At 67.4% G+C, this 16,384-nt stretch carries 13 protein-coding genes; 4 read left to right on the top strand and 9 right to left on the bottom strand.

The window, feature by feature from the left end; translation table 11 throughout:
* Nucleotides 1-14: 14 nt before the first annotated feature.
* The 9 genes from mraZ to dapF all read right to left on the bottom strand — a co-directional run bounded on the left by mraZ (nt 15) and on the right by dapF (nt 9,698).
* Nucleotides 15-443 carry a division/cell wall cluster transcriptional repressor MraZ gene (gene mraZ, locus INR38_RS22120; protein WP_012203391.1) on the bottom strand — a complete coding sequence of 143 codons (429 nt, stop codon included), beginning with the start codon at nt 441-443 and terminating at the stop codon, nt 15-17.
* 368 nt (nt 444-811) lie between these two features.
* Nucleotides 812-2,131: an ATP-dependent protease ATPase subunit HslU gene (hslU, locus tag INR38_RS22125; protein ID WP_170962086.1), complete on the bottom strand. Its 1,320-nt coding sequence runs from the start codon at nt 2,129-2,131 to the stop codon at nt 812-814.
* A gap of 117 nt (nt 2,132-2,248) precedes the next feature.
* Nucleotides 2,249-2,794, bottom strand: a complete 546-nt coding sequence (gene hslV, locus INR38_RS22130) for an ATP-dependent protease subunit HslV (RefSeq protein ID WP_012203389.1) — start codon at nt 2,792-2,794, stop codon at nt 2,249-2,251.
* Nucleotides 2,795-2,918: 124 nt separating this feature from the next.
* Complete coding sequence (locus tag INR38_RS22135) at nt 2,919-4,700, bottom strand: STAS domain-containing protein (protein WP_207443125.1); 1,782 nt, start codon at nt 4,698-4,700, stop codon at nt 2,919-2,921.
* A 45-nt stretch (nt 4,701-4,745) separates the two neighbouring features.
* The gene (dksA, locus tag INR38_RS22140; protein WP_012203387.1) at nt 4,746-5,240 is read right to left on the bottom strand and encodes an RNA polymerase-binding protein DksA; all 495 of its coding nucleotides are present in this window, start codon (nt 5,238-5,240) and stop codon (nt 4,746-4,748) included.
* A 531-nt stretch (nt 5,241-5,771) separates the two neighbouring features.
* The gene (locus tag INR38_RS22145) at nt 5,772-6,887 is read right to left on the bottom strand and encodes a GTP-binding protein (RefSeq protein WP_013804115.1); all 1,116 of its coding nucleotides are present in this window, start codon (nt 6,885-6,887) and stop codon (nt 5,772-5,774) included.
* Between the two features lie 134 nt (nt 6,888-7,021).
* On the bottom strand, nt 7,022-8,113 hold the full coding sequence (locus tag INR38_RS22150) for a tyrosine recombinase XerC (RefSeq protein ID WP_207443124.1): 1,092 nt from the start codon (nt 8,111-8,113) through the stop codon (nt 7,022-7,024).
* Nucleotides 8,114-8,127: 14 nt separating this feature from the next.
* A complete protein-coding gene (locus INR38_RS22155; protein ID WP_012203384.1) occupies nt 8,128-8,841 on the bottom strand; it encodes a DUF484 family protein in 714 nt (237 codons plus the stop codon).
* Nucleotides 8,838-9,698, bottom strand: a complete 861-nt coding sequence (gene dapF, locus INR38_RS22160) for a diaminopimelate epimerase (RefSeq protein ID WP_013804117.1) — start codon at nt 9,696-9,698, stop codon at nt 8,838-8,840. Before dapF ends, INR38_RS22155 begins: the two co-directional genes overlap by 4 nt.
* Nucleotides 9,699-9,813: 115 nt before the next feature.
* Here dapF and INR38_RS22165 point away from each other — a divergent pair, with 115 nt between their 5' ends.
* From INR38_RS22165 to INR38_RS22180, 4 genes are all read left to right on the top strand, one after another.
* Nucleotides 9,814-11,484, top strand: a complete 1,671-nt coding sequence (locus INR38_RS22165) for an MBL fold metallo-hydrolase (RefSeq protein WP_207443123.1) — start codon at nt 9,814-9,816, stop codon at nt 11,482-11,484.
* A 53-nt stretch (nt 11,485-11,537) separates the two neighbouring features.
* A complete protein-coding gene (locus tag INR38_RS22170; protein WP_012203381.1) occupies nt 11,538-12,281 on the top strand; it encodes a S4 domain-containing protein in 744 nt (247 codons plus the stop codon).
* 95 nt (nt 12,282-12,376) lie between these two features.
* Nucleotides 12,377-13,699: a sigma-70 family RNA polymerase sigma factor gene (locus tag INR38_RS22175; RefSeq protein WP_207443122.1), complete on the top strand. Its 1,323-nt coding sequence runs from the start codon at nt 12,377-12,379 to the stop codon at nt 13,697-13,699.
* 170 nt (nt 13,700-13,869) lie between these two features.
* On the top strand, nt 13,870-16,353 hold the full coding sequence (locus INR38_RS22180; protein ID WP_207443121.1) for a TonB-dependent siderophore receptor: 2,484 nt from the start codon (nt 13,870-13,872) through the stop codon (nt 16,351-16,353).
* Nucleotides 16,354-16,384 lie beyond the last annotated feature (31 nt).

The raw sequence follows: 16,384 nt of genomic DNA on the forward strand, positions 1-16,384 counted from the left end.
AAAACGCCTCTTTCCTAGAAAGCAAAATCCTGGAAGGCCGCAGGCATTTCTTCCTGCATGGCCTTCGCTTCATGTGCCTCATAAGTGGCCTTGTCCCACAGCTCGAAATGGTTGCCCATGCCCAGCAGCACGACCTCCTTGGTCAGACCCACGGCTTCACGCAGCTCGGGCGACACCAGCACGCGGCCGGTGGCATCCATGTCCACGTCCATGGCGTTACCCAGGAAGATGCGCTTCCACCACTGCGCCGACATGGGCAGCTGCGCGATCCGCTCGCGAAACTGCAGCCACTCCGTGCGCGGGAACAGCATCAGGCAACCGTGGGGATGTTTGGTGAGGGTGACCTGGCCCTGGGCCATGGCCACAAGGGCGTCACGATGCCGGGTCGGCACAGACAGCCGCCCCTTTCCATCGAGATTCAGCGAGGACGCCCCTTGAAACACGGTCAGTCACCCCGGTCGGTTGGAGCCATCGCGTCCCGGAAATCGGGGCACAAAGGCAACTTTCACCACTTAATTGCACTTTTTTGCACTGTAGCAGCAATTTGGTGTTTCACAACCCGGGAATGGACAATTATTTGCAATGAAATCAACAACTTAGAAGCCGAATGCAATGTGAGTGGTGACAAAAATCCCAGGCTTTACAAGTACTTAGAGGACTGACTGCAAGTGATCTCTCAAAGCCTGCACGCAATTGCAACGATTCAATTCGCTGGCGACCGGTTGCAACTCGGGCAACCCTCCTACAAAAAGTGACTGCCCGGCAATGCGGGCAGTCACTTCGGTGGCGGCTGCGCGGCAGCCGGCCCGTTTCAGAGGATGAAGCGCGAGAGGTCTTCGTCCTGGCTCAGGGACTGCAGACGCTGGTCCACGTAGGCCGCATCGATGGAGATGGTCTGGCCGGACAGATTGGCCGCGTCGAAGCTGACCTCGTCCAGCAGGCGCTCGAGCACGGTGGACAGGCGGCGGGCGCCGATGTTCTCGGTGCGCTCGTTGACATCGAAGGCGATGCCGGCGAGCCGGGTAATGCCTTCGGGCGTGAATTCCAGCGTGACGCCTTCGGTGGCCAGCAGCGCCTGGTACTGCTTGACCAGGGAGGCATGGGTCTGGGTGAGGATGGCCTCGAAGTCCTGGACCGACAGCGAGTCCAGCTCCACGCGGATCGGGAAGCGCCCCTGCAGCTCGGGGATAAGGTCGCTGGGCTTGGACAGGTGGAAGGCGCCCGAGGCGATGAACAGGATGTGGTCGGTCTTGACCACGCCGTACTTGGTGGAGACGCTGGTGCCTTCGACCAGGGGCAACAGGTCGCGCTGCACGCCCTGGCGCGAGATGTCGGAGCCGCTGGTTTCCTGGCGCGTGGCCACCTTGTCGATCTCGTCAATGAAGACGATGCCGTTTTGCTCGGCATTGGCGATGGCGCGGGTGCGCACGTCTTCCTCGTTGACCAGTTTTGCCGCTTCCTCGTCGGTCAGCAGCTTCATGGCCTCGGCAATGCGCAGCTTGCGCGTCTTGCGCTTTTCCTGGCCCATGTGGCTGAACATGCCGCGCAGCTGCTCGGCCATCTCTTCCATGCCCTGGGGACCCATGATCTGCACCTGGGGCGGCGCGTCGGCGACATCGATCTCGATTTCCTTGTCGTCGAGCTGGCCCTCGCGCAGCTTCTTGCGGAAAACCTGGCGTGCCGTGTTGTCGGCGGCCACCTCGCCGCTGCGGGCCTGGGGCACGAGCACGTCGAGGATGCGGTCCTCGGCCGCGTCTTCGGCGCGCAGGCGCAGCTTCTTCATATCGGCCTCGCGCGTCTGCTTGACGGCCACCTCGGCCAGGTCGCGGATGATGGCATCCACGTCCTTGCCCACGTAGCCCACTTCGGTGAACTTGGTGGCCTCGACCTTGATGAAGGGCGCATCGGCCAGCCGCGCCAGGCGCCGCGCGATCTCGGTCTTGCCCACGCCTGTGGGGCCGATCATGAGGATGTTCTTGGGCGTGATCTCCTGGCGCAGGCCGTCGGCCACGTTCTGGCGGCGCCAGCGGTTGCGCAGCGCGATGGCCACGGCGCGCTTGGCGCCAGCCTGGCCGACGATGTGGCGGTCCAGTTCGGAGACGATCTCCTGGGGGGTCATGGCAGAGGACATGGTGTGTATTCGATGCATTGCGCCGCCAGCCCCGTTGCCTGGCCGCTGGCGACTGTGAGTTTCAATGCCGTGCGTTTCGATCGCCGGCCTGCTGGGCGAGCCGGCGCCGCGCGGGTGTCAGAGCGTCTCGACCGTGTGGTGCATGTTGGTGTAGATGCACAGCTCGCCGGCGATGGCCAGCGACTTGCGCACGATCTCCTCGGCCGACAGCTCGGTATTGGTCAGCAGCGCCTTGGCCGCCGAGTGCGCATAGGCGCCGCCCGAGCCGATGGACACGATGCCCTGCTCGGGCTCCAGCACGTCGCCGTTGCCGGTGATGATCAGCGAGGCCGATGCGTCGGCCACGGCCAGCATGGCCTCCAGACGGCGCAGCACGCGGTCGGTGCGCCAGTCCTTGGTCAGCTCGATGGCTGCGCGCGTCAGGTGGCCCTGGTGCTTTTCCAGCTTGGCCTCGAAGCGCTCGAACAGCGTGAAGGCGTCTGCCGTGGCGCCGGCAAAGCCGGCAAGCACCTTGCCGTGGTAGAGCTTGCGCACCTTGCGCGCGGTGCCCTTGACGACGATGTTGCCCAATGTGACCTGGCCATCGCCACCGATGGCGACCTGCACGCCTTCGGGGGTCTGCCGGCGCACGCTGATGATGGTGGTGCCGTGATACTGTTCCATAGCGGTGCCAGATGAGGGCGAAGGCGGCCTTCTCAAGGGTCTGCTCAAAGAATGCCCACGCGCTCTTCGCAGCGAGTGCGCCGTCCTGCCGGAAGGGGTGTGGCGCAGCCGCCGCGCGGCAGGATCAGTCCCGCCGTGGAGTGACCTGCGCGTGCTCCTGGATGCCGATCACATTGAAGAACACCGCCACCAGCTGGTGCAGCTGGCCGAACTGCAGCACATGGCCCAGCGACTGCATGTGGGCAGCCCAGTTGAGCACGGAGCCGGCTGCCGCAAAGTCCATGCGCACCAGTTGGGTGCAGTCGATGAACACGGGCTCGCCCAGGCTGGCCCCCTCCTGCACCGGGTCAAGCCAGGTGGAGGCATCGCCTTCAATGGTGCCGGCCAGCGCAAATCGCACGGCGTCCGCCGTGGCAGCAATGCCTGCCGACAGGGGCGCATCCGCGCCCTCGGTTTCGATGGCTTGCGTCAGGCACTGGCAGACCGGGTCCACCCACGAGGGAGGCGAGACCTCATAGGTGACGCAGTAGTCCAGCGCCACCAGCTCGAAATCATCCTGCCGGTTCATCAAACGCAGCACCGCCATGCGCAACCGCCACCACAGCGTATCCACGCTGGAATCGCCCGAGGGAGCCAGCGTGCCCAGCAGCGCCAGCAGCCGGTCCGCATTGAGCAGCACGAACACGCCCTGTGAGCCCGCCCATTGCTGCAGCAGCGCCTCCAGAGGCGTGGCCGCTGCATCGTCGATGCCGGCCACGGCAGCCCAGTCCAGGCTCCAGGGACTGGAAGCCTTGGCCTGGGAGGCCTTCAGCGCCGTCACGGCACTCGGCGTGATCTGTGCAGGTGCGCTCCAGCGCCAGCCACGCCCGGCCGCTGCGCCCGGCATGGACACCACGGGGGCTGTGCGCTGTTGCGGCATCGCAAACCATTGGGGAGCGGAGCGGCCGAAGCGCGCCGCGAATTCGATGCCCGCCTTGTCGAACTGCAGCGGGCGGTCGGCCGCGCGGTACAGGTCCAGCAAGGCCAGCCAGACCGGCAGCTGCGCGGGAACATCGCGCCGGTCGATCAGCTCCAGCATGCCCTGCTCGGCACCATCCACCTCGCCATTGGCAAAGAGGATGGCCGGCTCTTCCAGGTCGGGATCGTGCTCGAACACCACGAAGCAGGGCGGCACCATGTCCATGGGCTGCGGCGGAGAGACCTCGGTGGCCGCGAAGGCGGGCAGGAAATCGGTCGCCCCCTCCAATGGCCGCAGGGGGCGGGCCATGGGCATGGGGTCAATGATGGGAGCCGTCGAGACGGAGGGCACCTGCGGCGCAGGTGCCAGGCTCATGGGCAAGGTGGTGGCAAAGGCTGCCACGTCGCCGGCCGAGGCAATGGCCGGCGGCACCACGTCGCTGAGCATGGGAATCTGCCCAGACGGCGGCGGCTGCTTGCGAAACGAGGCCGGAGCGGGGTTGCCGCCCGCAGGCAGCGCCATGGGAATGGTGGTTGCATCGGCCGCCTGCTTGCCCCGCCACCATTGCTGGGACATCTGGGCCTCGATCTCGTCGATCTTCTTGAGCGTGACGGCGCGTTCACCGGAGGATTTGGAGCTCAGCAGGCTGCTGAGAAATTGCGAGCCCTGCGCGGCGGGGCCGGGCACACCGACCGGTGCGCTGCCCGGCCTGGAGGCCTGTTGCAGCTCGGCCTGGCGCAGGCGGCGCAGCTGGTCGAACTCGCGCTTGCGCACGAAATCGTTGCGGCGCTTGCGCTCGATCATTTCCTTGAGCGCCTGCTTGCTGTACTGGCTTTCCTGCTCCCCGTCCAGGCCGTCGAGGTCGGACCAATTGACCGTAGGGTGGCGCACAAAGCGCACCACCTTGGACAACAACCCCCCCGATTTGCTACTCTCTTCTTTTGCCATGGCGAGTCAGATTAGCACCGACGGCCTGCAGGCCGTTGCTGCAACTCAATCCCCATACATCTTCTGCTTGAGCTCACGGCGCTGCTGGGCTTCCAGCGACAGCGTGGCCGTGGGGCGGGCCAGCAGGCGGCCCACGCCGATGGGCTCGCCGGTCTCGTCGCAGTAGCCGTAGTCGCCTGCGTCGATGCGTGCAATGGATTGCTCGATCTTCTTGAGCAGCTTGCGTTCACGGTCGCGCGTGCGCAGTTCCAGCGCATGCTCTTCCTCGATGGTGGCGCGGTCGGCCGGATCGGGAACCACCACGGTGTCCTCGCGCAGGTTTTCTGCCGTCTCACCCGCGTTGGTGTGCATGTCGTGCTTGAGAGTGAGCAGCTTGAGGCGGAAGAACGCCATCTGCTTCTCATTCATGTATTCGTCATCCGACATGGCCAGCACTTCGGCATCCGTCAGTTCTTCCACCGACTTGGTCTTCCAGGCATTGGCCAGCTTGGGGTCTCGTTTCGTCGATCCCGACGAAGGCGTTTGCGTAGTGGTAGGCATAGTGTTGGTTTCGCTAACTTAGTCCGCGCCGAGGGCTTCGGACGGGGCCATGGATGGTACTGTCAATCGGGGCGCCCGGGTCGAATGCCGTGTAGGACAGCCGATCGCCGCAGTTGCGGAACCTGCCGGCTTCCCCGTGCGGCGGGGTGCGGCAATCCAGGCCGTGCGGCGGCCGTGCGTGCAAAGAGCCCTTTTGCGGTCAGCAAGGGACACCAGGTCGGCAACGCCGACCGCAGTGCGGACCGCGGCCTTCTGGCTTGCAGCCGGGGCCGGTGCGGCCACTGACGGCTTCTTGCTGGATTCGGCGCTCACTTGCTGTCTCCTCACGGTATGGGCGACCCCTGCGGGGCAGTCCATTGGGCTTGGGGGCTCTCTTCAGGGGCGCGATTGTATCGATGCTCTACAGGAGCGCAAGCCGTTGCACATACCCCACAGGAATGCAAAGGGGCCGCCCACGCATGCGGGCGGCCCCTGTGTCATTCAGATGTCAGCAAAAAGCCATCCGATTGCCCACAAAGGTTCACAAAAAACTCAGACCAGGCACTGCTCCAGGCCCTGCAGGAAGATGTCCTGGGGCAGGTCGATGCCAATGAAGACCATCTTGCTCTGGCGCTTTTCGCCCTCGGCCCACTGCGGTCCCAGGTCGCTGCCCATGAGCTGGTGCACGCCCTGGAAAATGACCTTGCGCTCCGTGCCCTGCATGTTCAGCACGCCCTTGTAGCGCAGCATGCGCGGGCCGTAGATGTTGACGATGGCGCCCAGGAAGTCCTCCAGGCGGGCAGGGTCAAAGGCACGGTCGGCACGGTAGACGAAGCTCTTGACGTCGTCATCGTGGTGATGGTGGTGCGGATGCTTGCAGTGCTCGCCATGCTCGTGGTCATGGGCGTGATCGTGCCCGCAGTTCTCGTCGTGCTCATGGCCATGGTCGTGGCCGCAGTGCTCGTCATGCTCATGCTTGTGGCCATGGTCATGTCCGTGGTCGTGATCGTCTTCCTTGAGGAAGTCGGGATCGATGTCCAGCTTGGCATTGAGGTTGAAGCCGCGCAGGTCGAAGACTTCGTTCAGGGGCACTTCGCCGAAATGCACGGCGCGGATGGGCGCGCGCGGGTTCATGTGCTTGAGGCGGTGGATGAGCGCGTTCTTCTCGTCCTCGCTGACCAGGTCGGTCTTGGACAGGAACAGCTGGTCGGCAAAGCCCACCTGGCGGCGCGCCTCCTGGCGGTCGTCCAGCTGCTGGTTGGCGTGCTTGGCATCGACCAGGGTGAGGATGGAGTCGATCAGATAGGTCTCGGCGATCTCGTCGTCCATGAAGAAGGTCTGGGCGACGGGGCCGGGATCGGCCAGGCCCGTGGTCTCGATCACGATGCGGTCGAACTCCACCAGGCCCTTGCGGCGCTTGGCGGCCAGCAGCTGCAGGGTTTCGCGCAGGTCTTCGCGGATGGTGCAGCAGATGCAGCCGTTGCTCATCTGCAGGATCTGCTCCTTGGACTCCGTCCTGAGGATGTCGGTGTCGATGTTCTCTTCGCCGAACTCGTTCTCGATCACGGCGATCTTCATGCCGTGGGACTCGCTGAGCACGCGCTTGAGCAGCGTGGTCTTGCCCGAGCCCAGGAAGCCGGTGAGGATGGTGACGGGAATCAGTGCCATGGGATTGCTTTCAGAAAATTCAGCAAAGGGAAGCGGCAAGGCCCGTCCACCACGGACGGGCCTTGTCGAAAAGACGTTCCGAATAAGTTTAGCGAGCCTGTCAAGTGCCGTTTTGCCAGAGGGCTTGGCCTTTTTTATCGGAGGCCGCCCTTTTCATCGCTATCGCCATTGCCATCGCCACTGTCGCTGCCGTCCCCACTCTGGCGCCGCGCGCGCGGATGGGCGCTCTCGTAGGCCTGGGCCAGATGCTGGAAATCCAGGCGCGTGTAGATCTGCGTGGTCGAGATGCTGGCGTGGCCCAGCAATTCCTGCACGGCGCGCAGGTCGCCGCTGGACTGCAGCATGTGGCTGGCAAACGAATGCCGCAGCACATGGGGATGGACACCGGCCGACAGCCCGGCCTGCTGGCCGCGCTGGCGCAGCCGCGCCCAGACCGACTGCGCGCCCAGGCGTTCGCCGCGCCGGCCGATGAAAAGTGCGGGTTCGTGATGCGCAGCCTGCGCGGCCGCGCCAGCCAGGCCCGTCTCCCGCAAGGCCAGCCAGCGCTGCAGCGCCTGCAGCGCGGCGGCGCCCACGGGCACGGTGCGCCGCTTGCCGCCCTTGCCCTGCACATGGGCGTCGGCGGCCTGCAAATCTATCCAGCCACGGCCCTGGCGCTGCGTGTCATGGCCGGGCGCCACGTCCAGGCCCACCAGCTCGCCCACGCGCAGGCCACAGCTGTAGAGCAGTTCGGTGATGGCGGCGTCACGTGCCTCGATCCAGGGGTCGGCGTCGGCGTTGCTGAAGGCGGCCAGCTGCACGGCGTCATCCACGCCCAATGCCTTGGGAAGGGGTTTGGGGGCCTTGGGACCGCGCACGCCCTCGACGGGATTGAAGGGCACCAGCGATTGCTGGGCCGCCCAGCGGAAGAAGCTGCGCCAGCCAGACAGGATGAGCGCAATGCCGCGCGGGCTGCGGCCCCGGGAATGCATCTGGGCCACGAAGCGGCGGATGTGGACGGGCTGCAGCGCCAGCAGCTCCTGGCCGGCGTCGCGGGCCATGGTGCAAAGCCGGGCCATGTCCAGCGCATAGAGTGCGCAGGTGCGGTCGGCCAGGCGCTTTTGCACGCGCACATGCTCCAGATAGGCATGGACGGCGGCGGGGAGCATCCCCAGGTTCTCTGCAGCCAGATCCTCTGCCGGAAGATCGCCTTCCGGGAGCCCGTCCCTGTCCGATGCTCCCGGCATGGGCTTTCAGCCGGTCAGCCGCGCGCCAGGGTCAGCGGCACGGGCCGCATGCGCGACAGGGCCGCGCTGGCCAGGGCCGAGATGCGCGAGAGGAATTCCGTGCCCATGGTGGCCTCGAAGCGCAGCGGATCGGGAGACCCCAGCACCAGCATGCCGAAGGCATTGGCCGGGTTGATGCTGTCGCCGTCATGCAGCGTGAGCAGGGCCAGGGACTGGGCTGCATCGGGATCGACCAGCCAGCCGCCGGGCTCGAAGCCCATGTTGGGGCCGCAAAACGGCATGGTCAGCGACGCCGCAAAGGACTTGGCGTCCTCGCTGACGCCCATGGTGTAGATGCTGCTGGTCTGGGCACCGGAGACGTTCCACAGGCGCAGGGCCACCTGGGGCACCTCGAAGACATGCTGCAGGCTGGCCGTGAGCGCGTGGGGCAGCTCGCGCAGGTCCTGGACCTTGGCCAGGGCGCAGCTCCAGGCATGCAGCTTGTCGCCGATGGAGGCGTTCTCGCTGCTGTGGCGCATCATGTCCATGATGCGGTGCTCCAGGCCCTTGATCTTCTCGCGCAGCATCTCGGCCTGGCGTTCCTGCAGGCTGACGGTACGCGGGCTGTGGCTGCTGACCAGCTGCACACGCGCGAGCATCTCGGCGTGGCGCTCGAAGAATTCCGGATGGTTCAGCAGGTAGTCGGCAATCGTCTCTTCGGTGACGGCGATATCGGTAGTGCTGTTCATGGCTGGTCGGGAACCTCGATCTGTCCTTCAAAAACAAACTCTGCGGGGCCGGTCATGCGCACTGCGCCGCCGTCCCACTCGATGGTCAGCCGGCCGCCGCGGGTGTGCACATCGACGCGCGCGTCGAGCAGCCCCCAGCGAATGCCGGCCACCACGGCCGCGCAGGCGCCCGTGCCGCAGGCCAGCGTCTCGCCGGCACCGCGCTCGTAAACACGCAGCCGGATCTGGCCGCGATCGACGATCTGCATGAATCCCGCATTGACGCGCTGGGGAAAGCGCGCATGGCGCTCGATCAGCGGGCCCCAGGTGGCCACGGGGGCGTGGTCCACATCGTCCACCAGTTGCACCGCATGCGGGTTGCCCATGGAAACGGGGGCGATCCAGACCGTGGCCTCGTCGCCCAGCTGCAGGGGCCATTGCTGCGCCGCACCCAGCGGGCGGGGCACAAGGTCTGCACTATTGAAGGGCACCAGGGAGGGCTCCAGCACGGGCTGGCCCATGTCCACGGTGACGCGGCCATCGGCATGCAGCTCGGGGGCGATGAGGCCGGCCAGCGTCTGCACGCGGATGACGGACTTGCCGGTCAGGCCCTTGTCGTGCACATAGCGCGCAAAGCAGCGCGCGCCGTTGCCGCACTGCTCGACCTCGCCGCCGTCGGCGTTGTGGATCACATATTCGAAATCGATGCCTTCGGCGGGCGAGGGCCGCACCGTGAGGATCTGGTCGGCGCCCACGCCGAATTGGCGATGGGCGAGGAAGCGGTACTGGGCTGCGCTCAGGCCCAGCGGGCCGGCGGTTTCGTCGAGGACCACGAAATCGTTGCCAGCGCCCTGCATCTTGGTAAAGCGGATCTGCATCCGGCGATTATCCCCTGCACGGCAGCCTCATGGCGCAATCCGGGGCCATGCCCCGCAGCAGTACTTGCGTCTCTTGCGCAACAGCGGCGGGCGGGCCAATCCGCATAATGCCCCCATGACCCGCCCCAGCCAGCTCCTGCACCCCCAGCGCCAGCCCGTAGACACGCTCAAGGCCTCCACCGTTTTGCTGCTGCGCGACTGCGTGGACGGCAGCGGACTGGAAGTGCTCATGACAAGGCGCTCGCCCAAGGCCAGCTTCGTGCCCAGCGCCTATGTCTTCCCGGGCGGCGGCATCGAGTCCCAGGACGCGGCCGAGGCTGCCCATGCCTGCGCCGACACCCGCCCCGCCCAGGCCGCTGATGCCTTGCGCATCACCCAGGCCATCGCCGGCCTGCGCGAGACTTTCGAGGAACTCGGCATCCTGCTGGCCCACGATGCCCTGGGTCGGCCGGTATCCGCCGCCGAACTGGCCACGCTGGACCGCAAGGCGCCGCTGGTGCCCCAGTGCCAGGCACGCGGCCTGCACCTGGCCGTGGATGCGCTGTGGTACCTGGCCCACTGGACGGCCGACCGCGACCAGCCCCGGCGCTTCGATGTGCCCTTCTTCGTGGCGCGCATGCCCGAGGACCAGGAACCCGACGCCGACGGGTCGGAACAGTTCGAGCCCATCTGGGTGCGCCCGCAGGAAGCGCTGGAGCGCCACCGCGGGGGCAGCTTCCCCATGATCTTCCCCACCATCCGCACGCTGGACCGGCTCAGCCGCTTCGCGGGCACCGATGCCGTGTTCGCCGCCCTGCAAGGCGAGCAGCCGCTGTGGCAGTGCTGCCCGCGCACCGGCTTTCTCAACGGCAAGGAAGCCCGCCACATGGAGGACGAGGCCCCCTTCGGCGAGCTGGAAATGGTCTGCCCGGACGGCCAGATCCTGCACACGCTGGACTGGCAGAGCGAGCGCGCCGTGCCCCTGCGCAAGAACCTGCTGCGCCTGACGGCACCCAACCCCGGCGTGATGACCGGCCCCGGCACCAACAGCTATCTGGTGGGCGATGCCGCCACGGGCTACGCCGCCATCGACCCCGGCCCGGCCGATGCCGCCCATGTGCAGCGCCTGTTCGATGCGGCGGGCGGCGACATACGCCACATCCTGTGCACGCACTCCCATGCCGACCACTCGCCGGGCGCCGCGCTGCTGCAGGCGCTGGCGGTGCAGGCCGGCAGGCCCAGGCCCGCCATTGGCGGCCTGCCCTCGGCGCCCACGGCCCGGCCGGCCAGCCGCTTCACGCCCGACTACGCACTGACCGACGGCCAGCGCATCGTGCTGCAGGATGCGCAAGGCGGCACCACCCACACCCTGCAGGCCGTGTTCACGCCCGGCCATGCGGCCAACCATGTGTGCTTTGTGCTGGAGGAAGACGCCCTGCTGTTCAGCGGCGACCACATCCTCAATGGCAGCACCACCATCATCGATCCGCCTGACGGCAACATGCGCGACTACATCGATTCGCTGGACAGGCTCGACGCGCTGTGCGCCGCGCACGATGCGCGCTTCATCCTGCCGGCCCATGGCTATGTGCTGGGCTTTGCGCGCCAGGCGATCGCCAAGCTCAAGGCCCACCGGCTGGCGCGCGAGGCCAAGGTGCTGGCCGCCATGCAAAAACAGCCCGACGGCAGCGTGCAGGACTGGGTGCGGCTGGCCTATGACGACGCCCCGCCGCAGCTGTGGCCGATTGCCGAGCGCTCGCTGCTGGCCCATGTGGAGCGCATCCGTGCGCTGTGCGGGCGGCAATGACCGGCAATGACCGACGACGCGCGCGGGGCCTGGTATCTGGTTAAGCTGCGCGCATGTCTGAATCTGAAAGCGTTCGCCTGGCCAAGCGCCTGGCCGAACAGGAACAATGCTCGCGCCGCGAGGCCGAACTGCATATCACCGCCGGCAACGTCCAGGTGGACGGCAAGGTCGTGCAACTGCCCGAGACGCGCGTGCGCCCCGAGCAGCAGGTCACGCTGCGCAGCGGCGCCCAGCCCGAGGCCGTGCCGCCCGTCACCCTGCTGATGAACAAGCCTGCGGGCTACACCCAGGGCCGGCCCTATGGCCGGGTGCGCAGCGCCCACTCTCTGCTGGGCGAAGCCAGCATGGCCCAGGTGGACACGCCCATGCCGCTGCTGGTGCTGGCCCAGCACTTCAAGAACCTCGAATCCTTCCTGCCCCTGCCGCTGCCGGCCAGCGGCCTCATCGTCTACACCCAGGACAAGCGCGTGGCGCGCAAGCTGGGCGAGGAAGGCATGTGGCTGGAGCAGGAATGCATCGTCGGCGTCGAGGGCCAGATCCACGAGGACGGCCTGGAGCTGATGAAGGCCGGCCTGCCGATCGGCAAGCGCCAGCTGCCGCCCTGCCGCGTGAGCTGGCAGAACGAGAACCATCTGCGCTTTGCGCTCAAGGGCATCGCGCCCGACGAGATCGACGCCATGTGCACCGAAGTGGGCCTGCGCGTGGTCAGCCTGCGCCGCCTGCGCATTGGCCGCCTCTCTCTGGCCAAGGTGCCCGAAGGCCAGTGGCGCTACCTGATGCCCTGGGAGCGGTTCTAGGCAGGCATTGCCGGGTGCGCGGCGGGCAGCACATTCGGCAAATGAGAATCATTTCATAGAATGCGGGATTCCCGTGCTGCCTTCGGGCCTCCCGCATGCCTGCGCCCGCCTCTTCCTCTTCTTCCCTGCTGAGCACCTTCCAGGACAGCTACCACGACCTGGTGCGCTTCGTGGCGCGCCGCGCCGGCCCGCAGGCCGCGCGTGACCTGGTGCATGACGCCTGGATACGCCTGGCCGAACGCCAGCGCGGCGAAAGCGATGCGCCCGCCGCGCCGGACAGTCCGCCAGGCGCCAGCCGCGCCTATCTCTACGCGGTGATGGAGAACATCGCCATCGACCACCTGCGGCATGGCCAGCGCACGGCCGAGCGCTTTGACACCAGCGCGAGGGAAGGCGAGCCGCCCTCCCCCCTCAGCCCCGATGTGGCCGACACCCATTCCTACCGCCAGGCCCTGGCCGGGGTCGAAGGCGCCCTGGCGCAGTTGCCCGCGCGCTGCCGCGACATCTTCCTGGCCGACCGCATCGAGGGCGCCTCGCATGCCGAGCTGGCCGAGCGCCACGGCGTCTCGGTCAAAACCGTGGAACGCGAGGTCATGCGCGCCATGGACAGCGTGGAAGCCTCGCTGCGCCGCTGGCGTGGAGACACCGCCGCACCCGCACCACGCACAGGCCGCCGCCGCGCACTGTCCACCCTGCTGGGGATGGCGGGCCTGGGTGTCGGCAGCCCGGCGATGTGGTTGGCCTGGCGCCAGTGGATGCCGCAGTACCAGGTGCGACTGGCCACGGCCACCGGCCGCCTGCTGAACCAGCCCCTGCCCGACGGCAGCAGCTTGACGCTGGACGCCGCCAGCCGTGCCGAGGTGGACTTCTACGCCACGCGCCGCCAGGTGCGGCTGCTGGCCGGCAGCGCCTTCTTCGCCGTGGCGCGCGACACGGAACGGCCCTTTGTGGTCCAGGCGGCGGACGTACAGGTCACCGTGCTGGGCACGCGCTTCGAAGTGGCGCTGGAGGACGATGCGGTGCTGGTCGCCGTCGATGCGGGCCGCGTGCAGGTGCGCGACGGCAGCGGCGCCCGGCATGAACTGGGTGCAGGCCAGCTGCTGCGCCTGGCGCCAGGCCAGACGGCCGCCGTGCAAACGGTTGCGGCTGTGGCCGCCTGGCGCGAGGGCTGGCTGGACTTCCAGAACACGCCGCTGGCCGAGGTCGCCCGCCGCCTGGAGCGCTACAGCCTGCAGCCACTGCGCGTGGAGCCCGACGCCGCCGCCCTGCCCGTGCTGGGGCGCGTGCGCATTGCGGCGGCCCAGGGCTGGCTGCGCATGCTGCCGCGCACCCTGCCGGTCAGCGTGCAGGAAGAGGTGCAGGAGAAGGAGCAGGGCCCGGGAACAGAGCGCACCCTGGTCATCCGCCGCCGCAGCTGATGCGCTGATGCGCTGATGCGCCGATGCGCCCATGGCCCCGGAATGCACGGCGCATGCGCACCAGGCGTGAGGGAATGTCTGCGCCCGTTCGTATAGGCATGAGGACCCGGGAACGCGACGCATTCGCAGCCCGGGAATCGCCATTGCCCAGATCCGCCACGGGACCTTCCATGTCTTCCTTCCCCTCCAAGCCTTCCCGCCTTGCCTGCCACCATGCCGTTGCCGCGGGCATCGCGCTGCTGGCCCTGCAGCTGTCTCCAGCCGCTCCAGCCGCTCTGGCCCAGGCAGCACCGGCCCCGGCCACGGCCGCCAGCACCGACTTCCACATTCCCGCCCAGCCGCTGGACCAGGCACTGGCCCAACTGGCCCGCCAGGCTGGCCTGCAGCTGCTGGCCGCGCCTGAACTGGTGCAGGGCCGCCGTGCGCCCGCCGTGGAAGGGCGCCTGAGCACCGCCGCCGCCGTGGCCCGGCTGCTGCGCGGCAGCGGGCTGGAAGGCCATGTGAGCCAGGGCACGCTGGTGGTGGAAAAGCCCGCCGGCACCGTGGCCCTGCCCGAAGTCACGGTCTCCGCCGTGGGCGAGACCACGACCACCGAGGGCTCGGGCTCCTACACCACGGGGCTGATGAGCACCTCGACCAAGCTGCCGCTGTCCATCCGCGAGACGCCCCAGTCCCTCACCGTGGTCACGCGCCAGAAGATGGACGACCAGGGCATGCTGTCCATCGACGACGTGGCCAACAGCGCCACCGGCATCACCATCAACCGATGGAGCGACGACCGGGCGCGCTATTTCTCGCGCGGGTTCGTGATCGGTTCGTTCCTGCAGGACGGCGTGCCCGTCTCGTATGAAACCGACACCTCCACCTACGACACCATGGCCATGTACGACCACGTGGAAGTGGTGCGCGGCCCCACGGGGCTGATGACGGGCGTGGGCGACCCTTCGGGCACGATCAACTTCGTGCGCAAGCGCGCGCCGCGCACCACCCAGCGCTCGGTCACCCTGCGCGGCGGCAGCTGGAACCAAGCCGTGGGCGAGGTCGATGTGGGCGGCGCCCTCAACGAGGACGGCTCGGCGCGCGGGCGTGTGGTGGCCTCGGCCCAGTCGCGCGACCACTTCATCGATGGCTACAGCAGCCGCCGCCAGCTGCTGTACGGCACCGCCGAGTTCGACCTGGGCCGCGACACCACGCTGAGCGTGGGCGGCTCCTATGTGAACGAAGACAACCCCGGCTCGCAATGGATGGGCGTGCCCATGGGCTTCGATGGCTCCTTCCTCGACATTGCGCGATCCAGGCGCTTCTCGCCCTCCTGGAGCAAATGGGACAAGAAGGAGGTCAGCCTGTTCGCCGACCTGGAGCACCGCTTCGACAACGGCTGGAAGGCCAGGCTGGCCGCGCGCGCCCTGCAGGCCAAGTCCGCGCTGGACGGCGCCTACCTGGTCTCGGGCGGCCTGGATGACCAGGGCCGCACGCGCTACGACGTGGCCGGAGGCCTCTACGACTACGACAAGCGCCAGCTCAGCCTCGATGCCTCGGCCCAGGGCCCCGTGCGCCTGTTCGGCCGCGAGCATGACCTGGCCTTCGGCCTCAGCCGCCGCACCATCCGCTGGAGCGACCAGGGCTACAGCTACCTGTCGCCCACGGGGGAATGGCTGATCGCCAATGGCGTCGATCCCTATACCTGGAACCCCGACTCGCTGGACCGCTCCGGCCTGCTGGCCGAAGACCTGTGGACGCGCCGCCAGAAGACCACGCTGACCTCGGCCTACGCCACGGGCCGCTTCCTGCTGGCCGAGCCACTGAACCTGATCGCTGGCGCGCGCCTGGACTGGTACGACTTCACCAACGTCCAGCGCCAGGGCAGCTGGAGCCGGGAGCGCGAATTCAGCGAGAAAGCCCATGCCACGCCCTATGCCGCGCTGACCTATGACATCAGCAAGACCTACTCGGCCTATGCCAGCTACACCAGCATCTTCCGGCCGCAGGATTTTCTGGATGTCTCGGGCAGCATGCTGGCGCCGGTGGAGGGCCGCAACTTCGAGCTGGGCCTCAAGGGCAGCTACCTGGACGAGCGCGTGAACCTGGCCGTTGCTGTGTTCAACACCACGCAGGACAACCTGCCCCAGGCCATCGCGGACATCAACTCCTGCACGGTGAAGACCAATTGCTACCGCTCGGTGGGCAAGGTCAGGAGCAAGGGGCTGGACGTGGACATCAGCGGCGAGATCCTGCCGCGCCTGAACGCCGGTCTCGGCTATACCTTCACCCAGGCCGAGATCGCCAGCGACAGCACCGACGGCGCCAAGGGCGCGCCCTATGCCAGCTACACGCCGCGCCACCAGCTCAAGCTGTCGGCCATGTACCACCTGGGCGGCGAGCTGGGCGCATGGCGCGTGGGCGGCGGCCTGCGCTACCAGAGCCGCACCACGTCCCAGTCGCTGACCAGCGCCGAAGGCTATGCAATCCGCCAGTCCGCCTATGCCGTGGCCGACCTGGTCATCGGCTATCGGGTGAACCGGCAGCTGGACCTGCAGATGAACATCAGCAACCTGTTCGACCGCCGCTATTTCGAGACCCTGGGCACGAACAACGGCGGCAACTATTTCGGCGTGCCGCGCAGGCTGCTGCTGACGGCCAAATACCAGTTCTGAACCGCCCATGAAAATGCCCCGCCGGTGGCGG

Source organism: Delftia sp. SD018, assembly GCF_017355445.1.
In the GTDB taxonomy this organism is placed as follows: domain Bacteria; phylum Pseudomonadota; class Gammaproteobacteria; order Burkholderiales; family Burkholderiaceae_C; genus Comamonas; species Comamonas acidovorans.

Coding starts and splice junctions, on each gene's coding strand:
- INR38_RS22150 (WP_207443124.1), bottom strand. CDS start 8,113: ATGCCGGGAGCATCGGACAGGGACGGGCTCCCGGAAGGCGATCTTCCG.
- hslU (WP_170962086.1), bottom strand. CDS start 2,131: ATGTCCTCTGCCATGACCCCCCAGGAGATCGTCTCCGAACTGGACCGC.
- INR38_RS22135 (WP_207443125.1), bottom strand. CDS start 4,700: ATGGCAAAAGAAGAGAGTAGCAAATCGGGGGGGTTGTTGTCCAAGGTG.
- INR38_RS22155 (WP_012203384.1), bottom strand. CDS start 8,841: ATGAACAGCACTACCGATATCGCCGTCACCGAAGAGACGATTGCCGAC.
- INR38_RS22145 (WP_013804115.1), bottom strand. CDS start 6,887: ATGGCACTGATTCCCGTCACCATCCTCACCGGCTTCCTGGGCTCGGGC.
- INR38_RS22165 (WP_207443123.1), top strand. CDS start 9,814: ATGACCCGCCCCAGCCAGCTCCTGCACCCCCAGCGCCAGCCCGTAGAC.
- INR38_RS22170 (WP_012203381.1), top strand. CDS start 11,538: ATGTCTGAATCTGAAAGCGTTCGCCTGGCCAAGCGCCTGGCCGAACAG.
- INR38_RS22180 (WP_207443121.1), top strand. CDS start 13,870: ATGTCTTCCTTCCCCTCCAAGCCTTCCCGCCTTGCCTGCCACCATGCC.
- dksA (WP_012203387.1), bottom strand. CDS start 5,240: ATGCCTACCACTACGCAAACGCCTTCGTCGGGATCGACGAAACGAGAC.
- hslV (WP_012203389.1), bottom strand. CDS start 2,794: ATGGAACAGTATCACGGCACCACCATCATCAGCGTGCGCCGGCAGACC.
- dapF (WP_013804117.1), bottom strand. CDS start 9,698: ATGCAGATCCGCTTTACCAAGATGCAGGGCGCTGGCAACGATTTCGTG.
- INR38_RS22175 (WP_207443122.1), top strand. CDS start 12,377: ATGCCTGCGCCCGCCTCTTCCTCTTCTTCCCTGCTGAGCACCTTCCAG.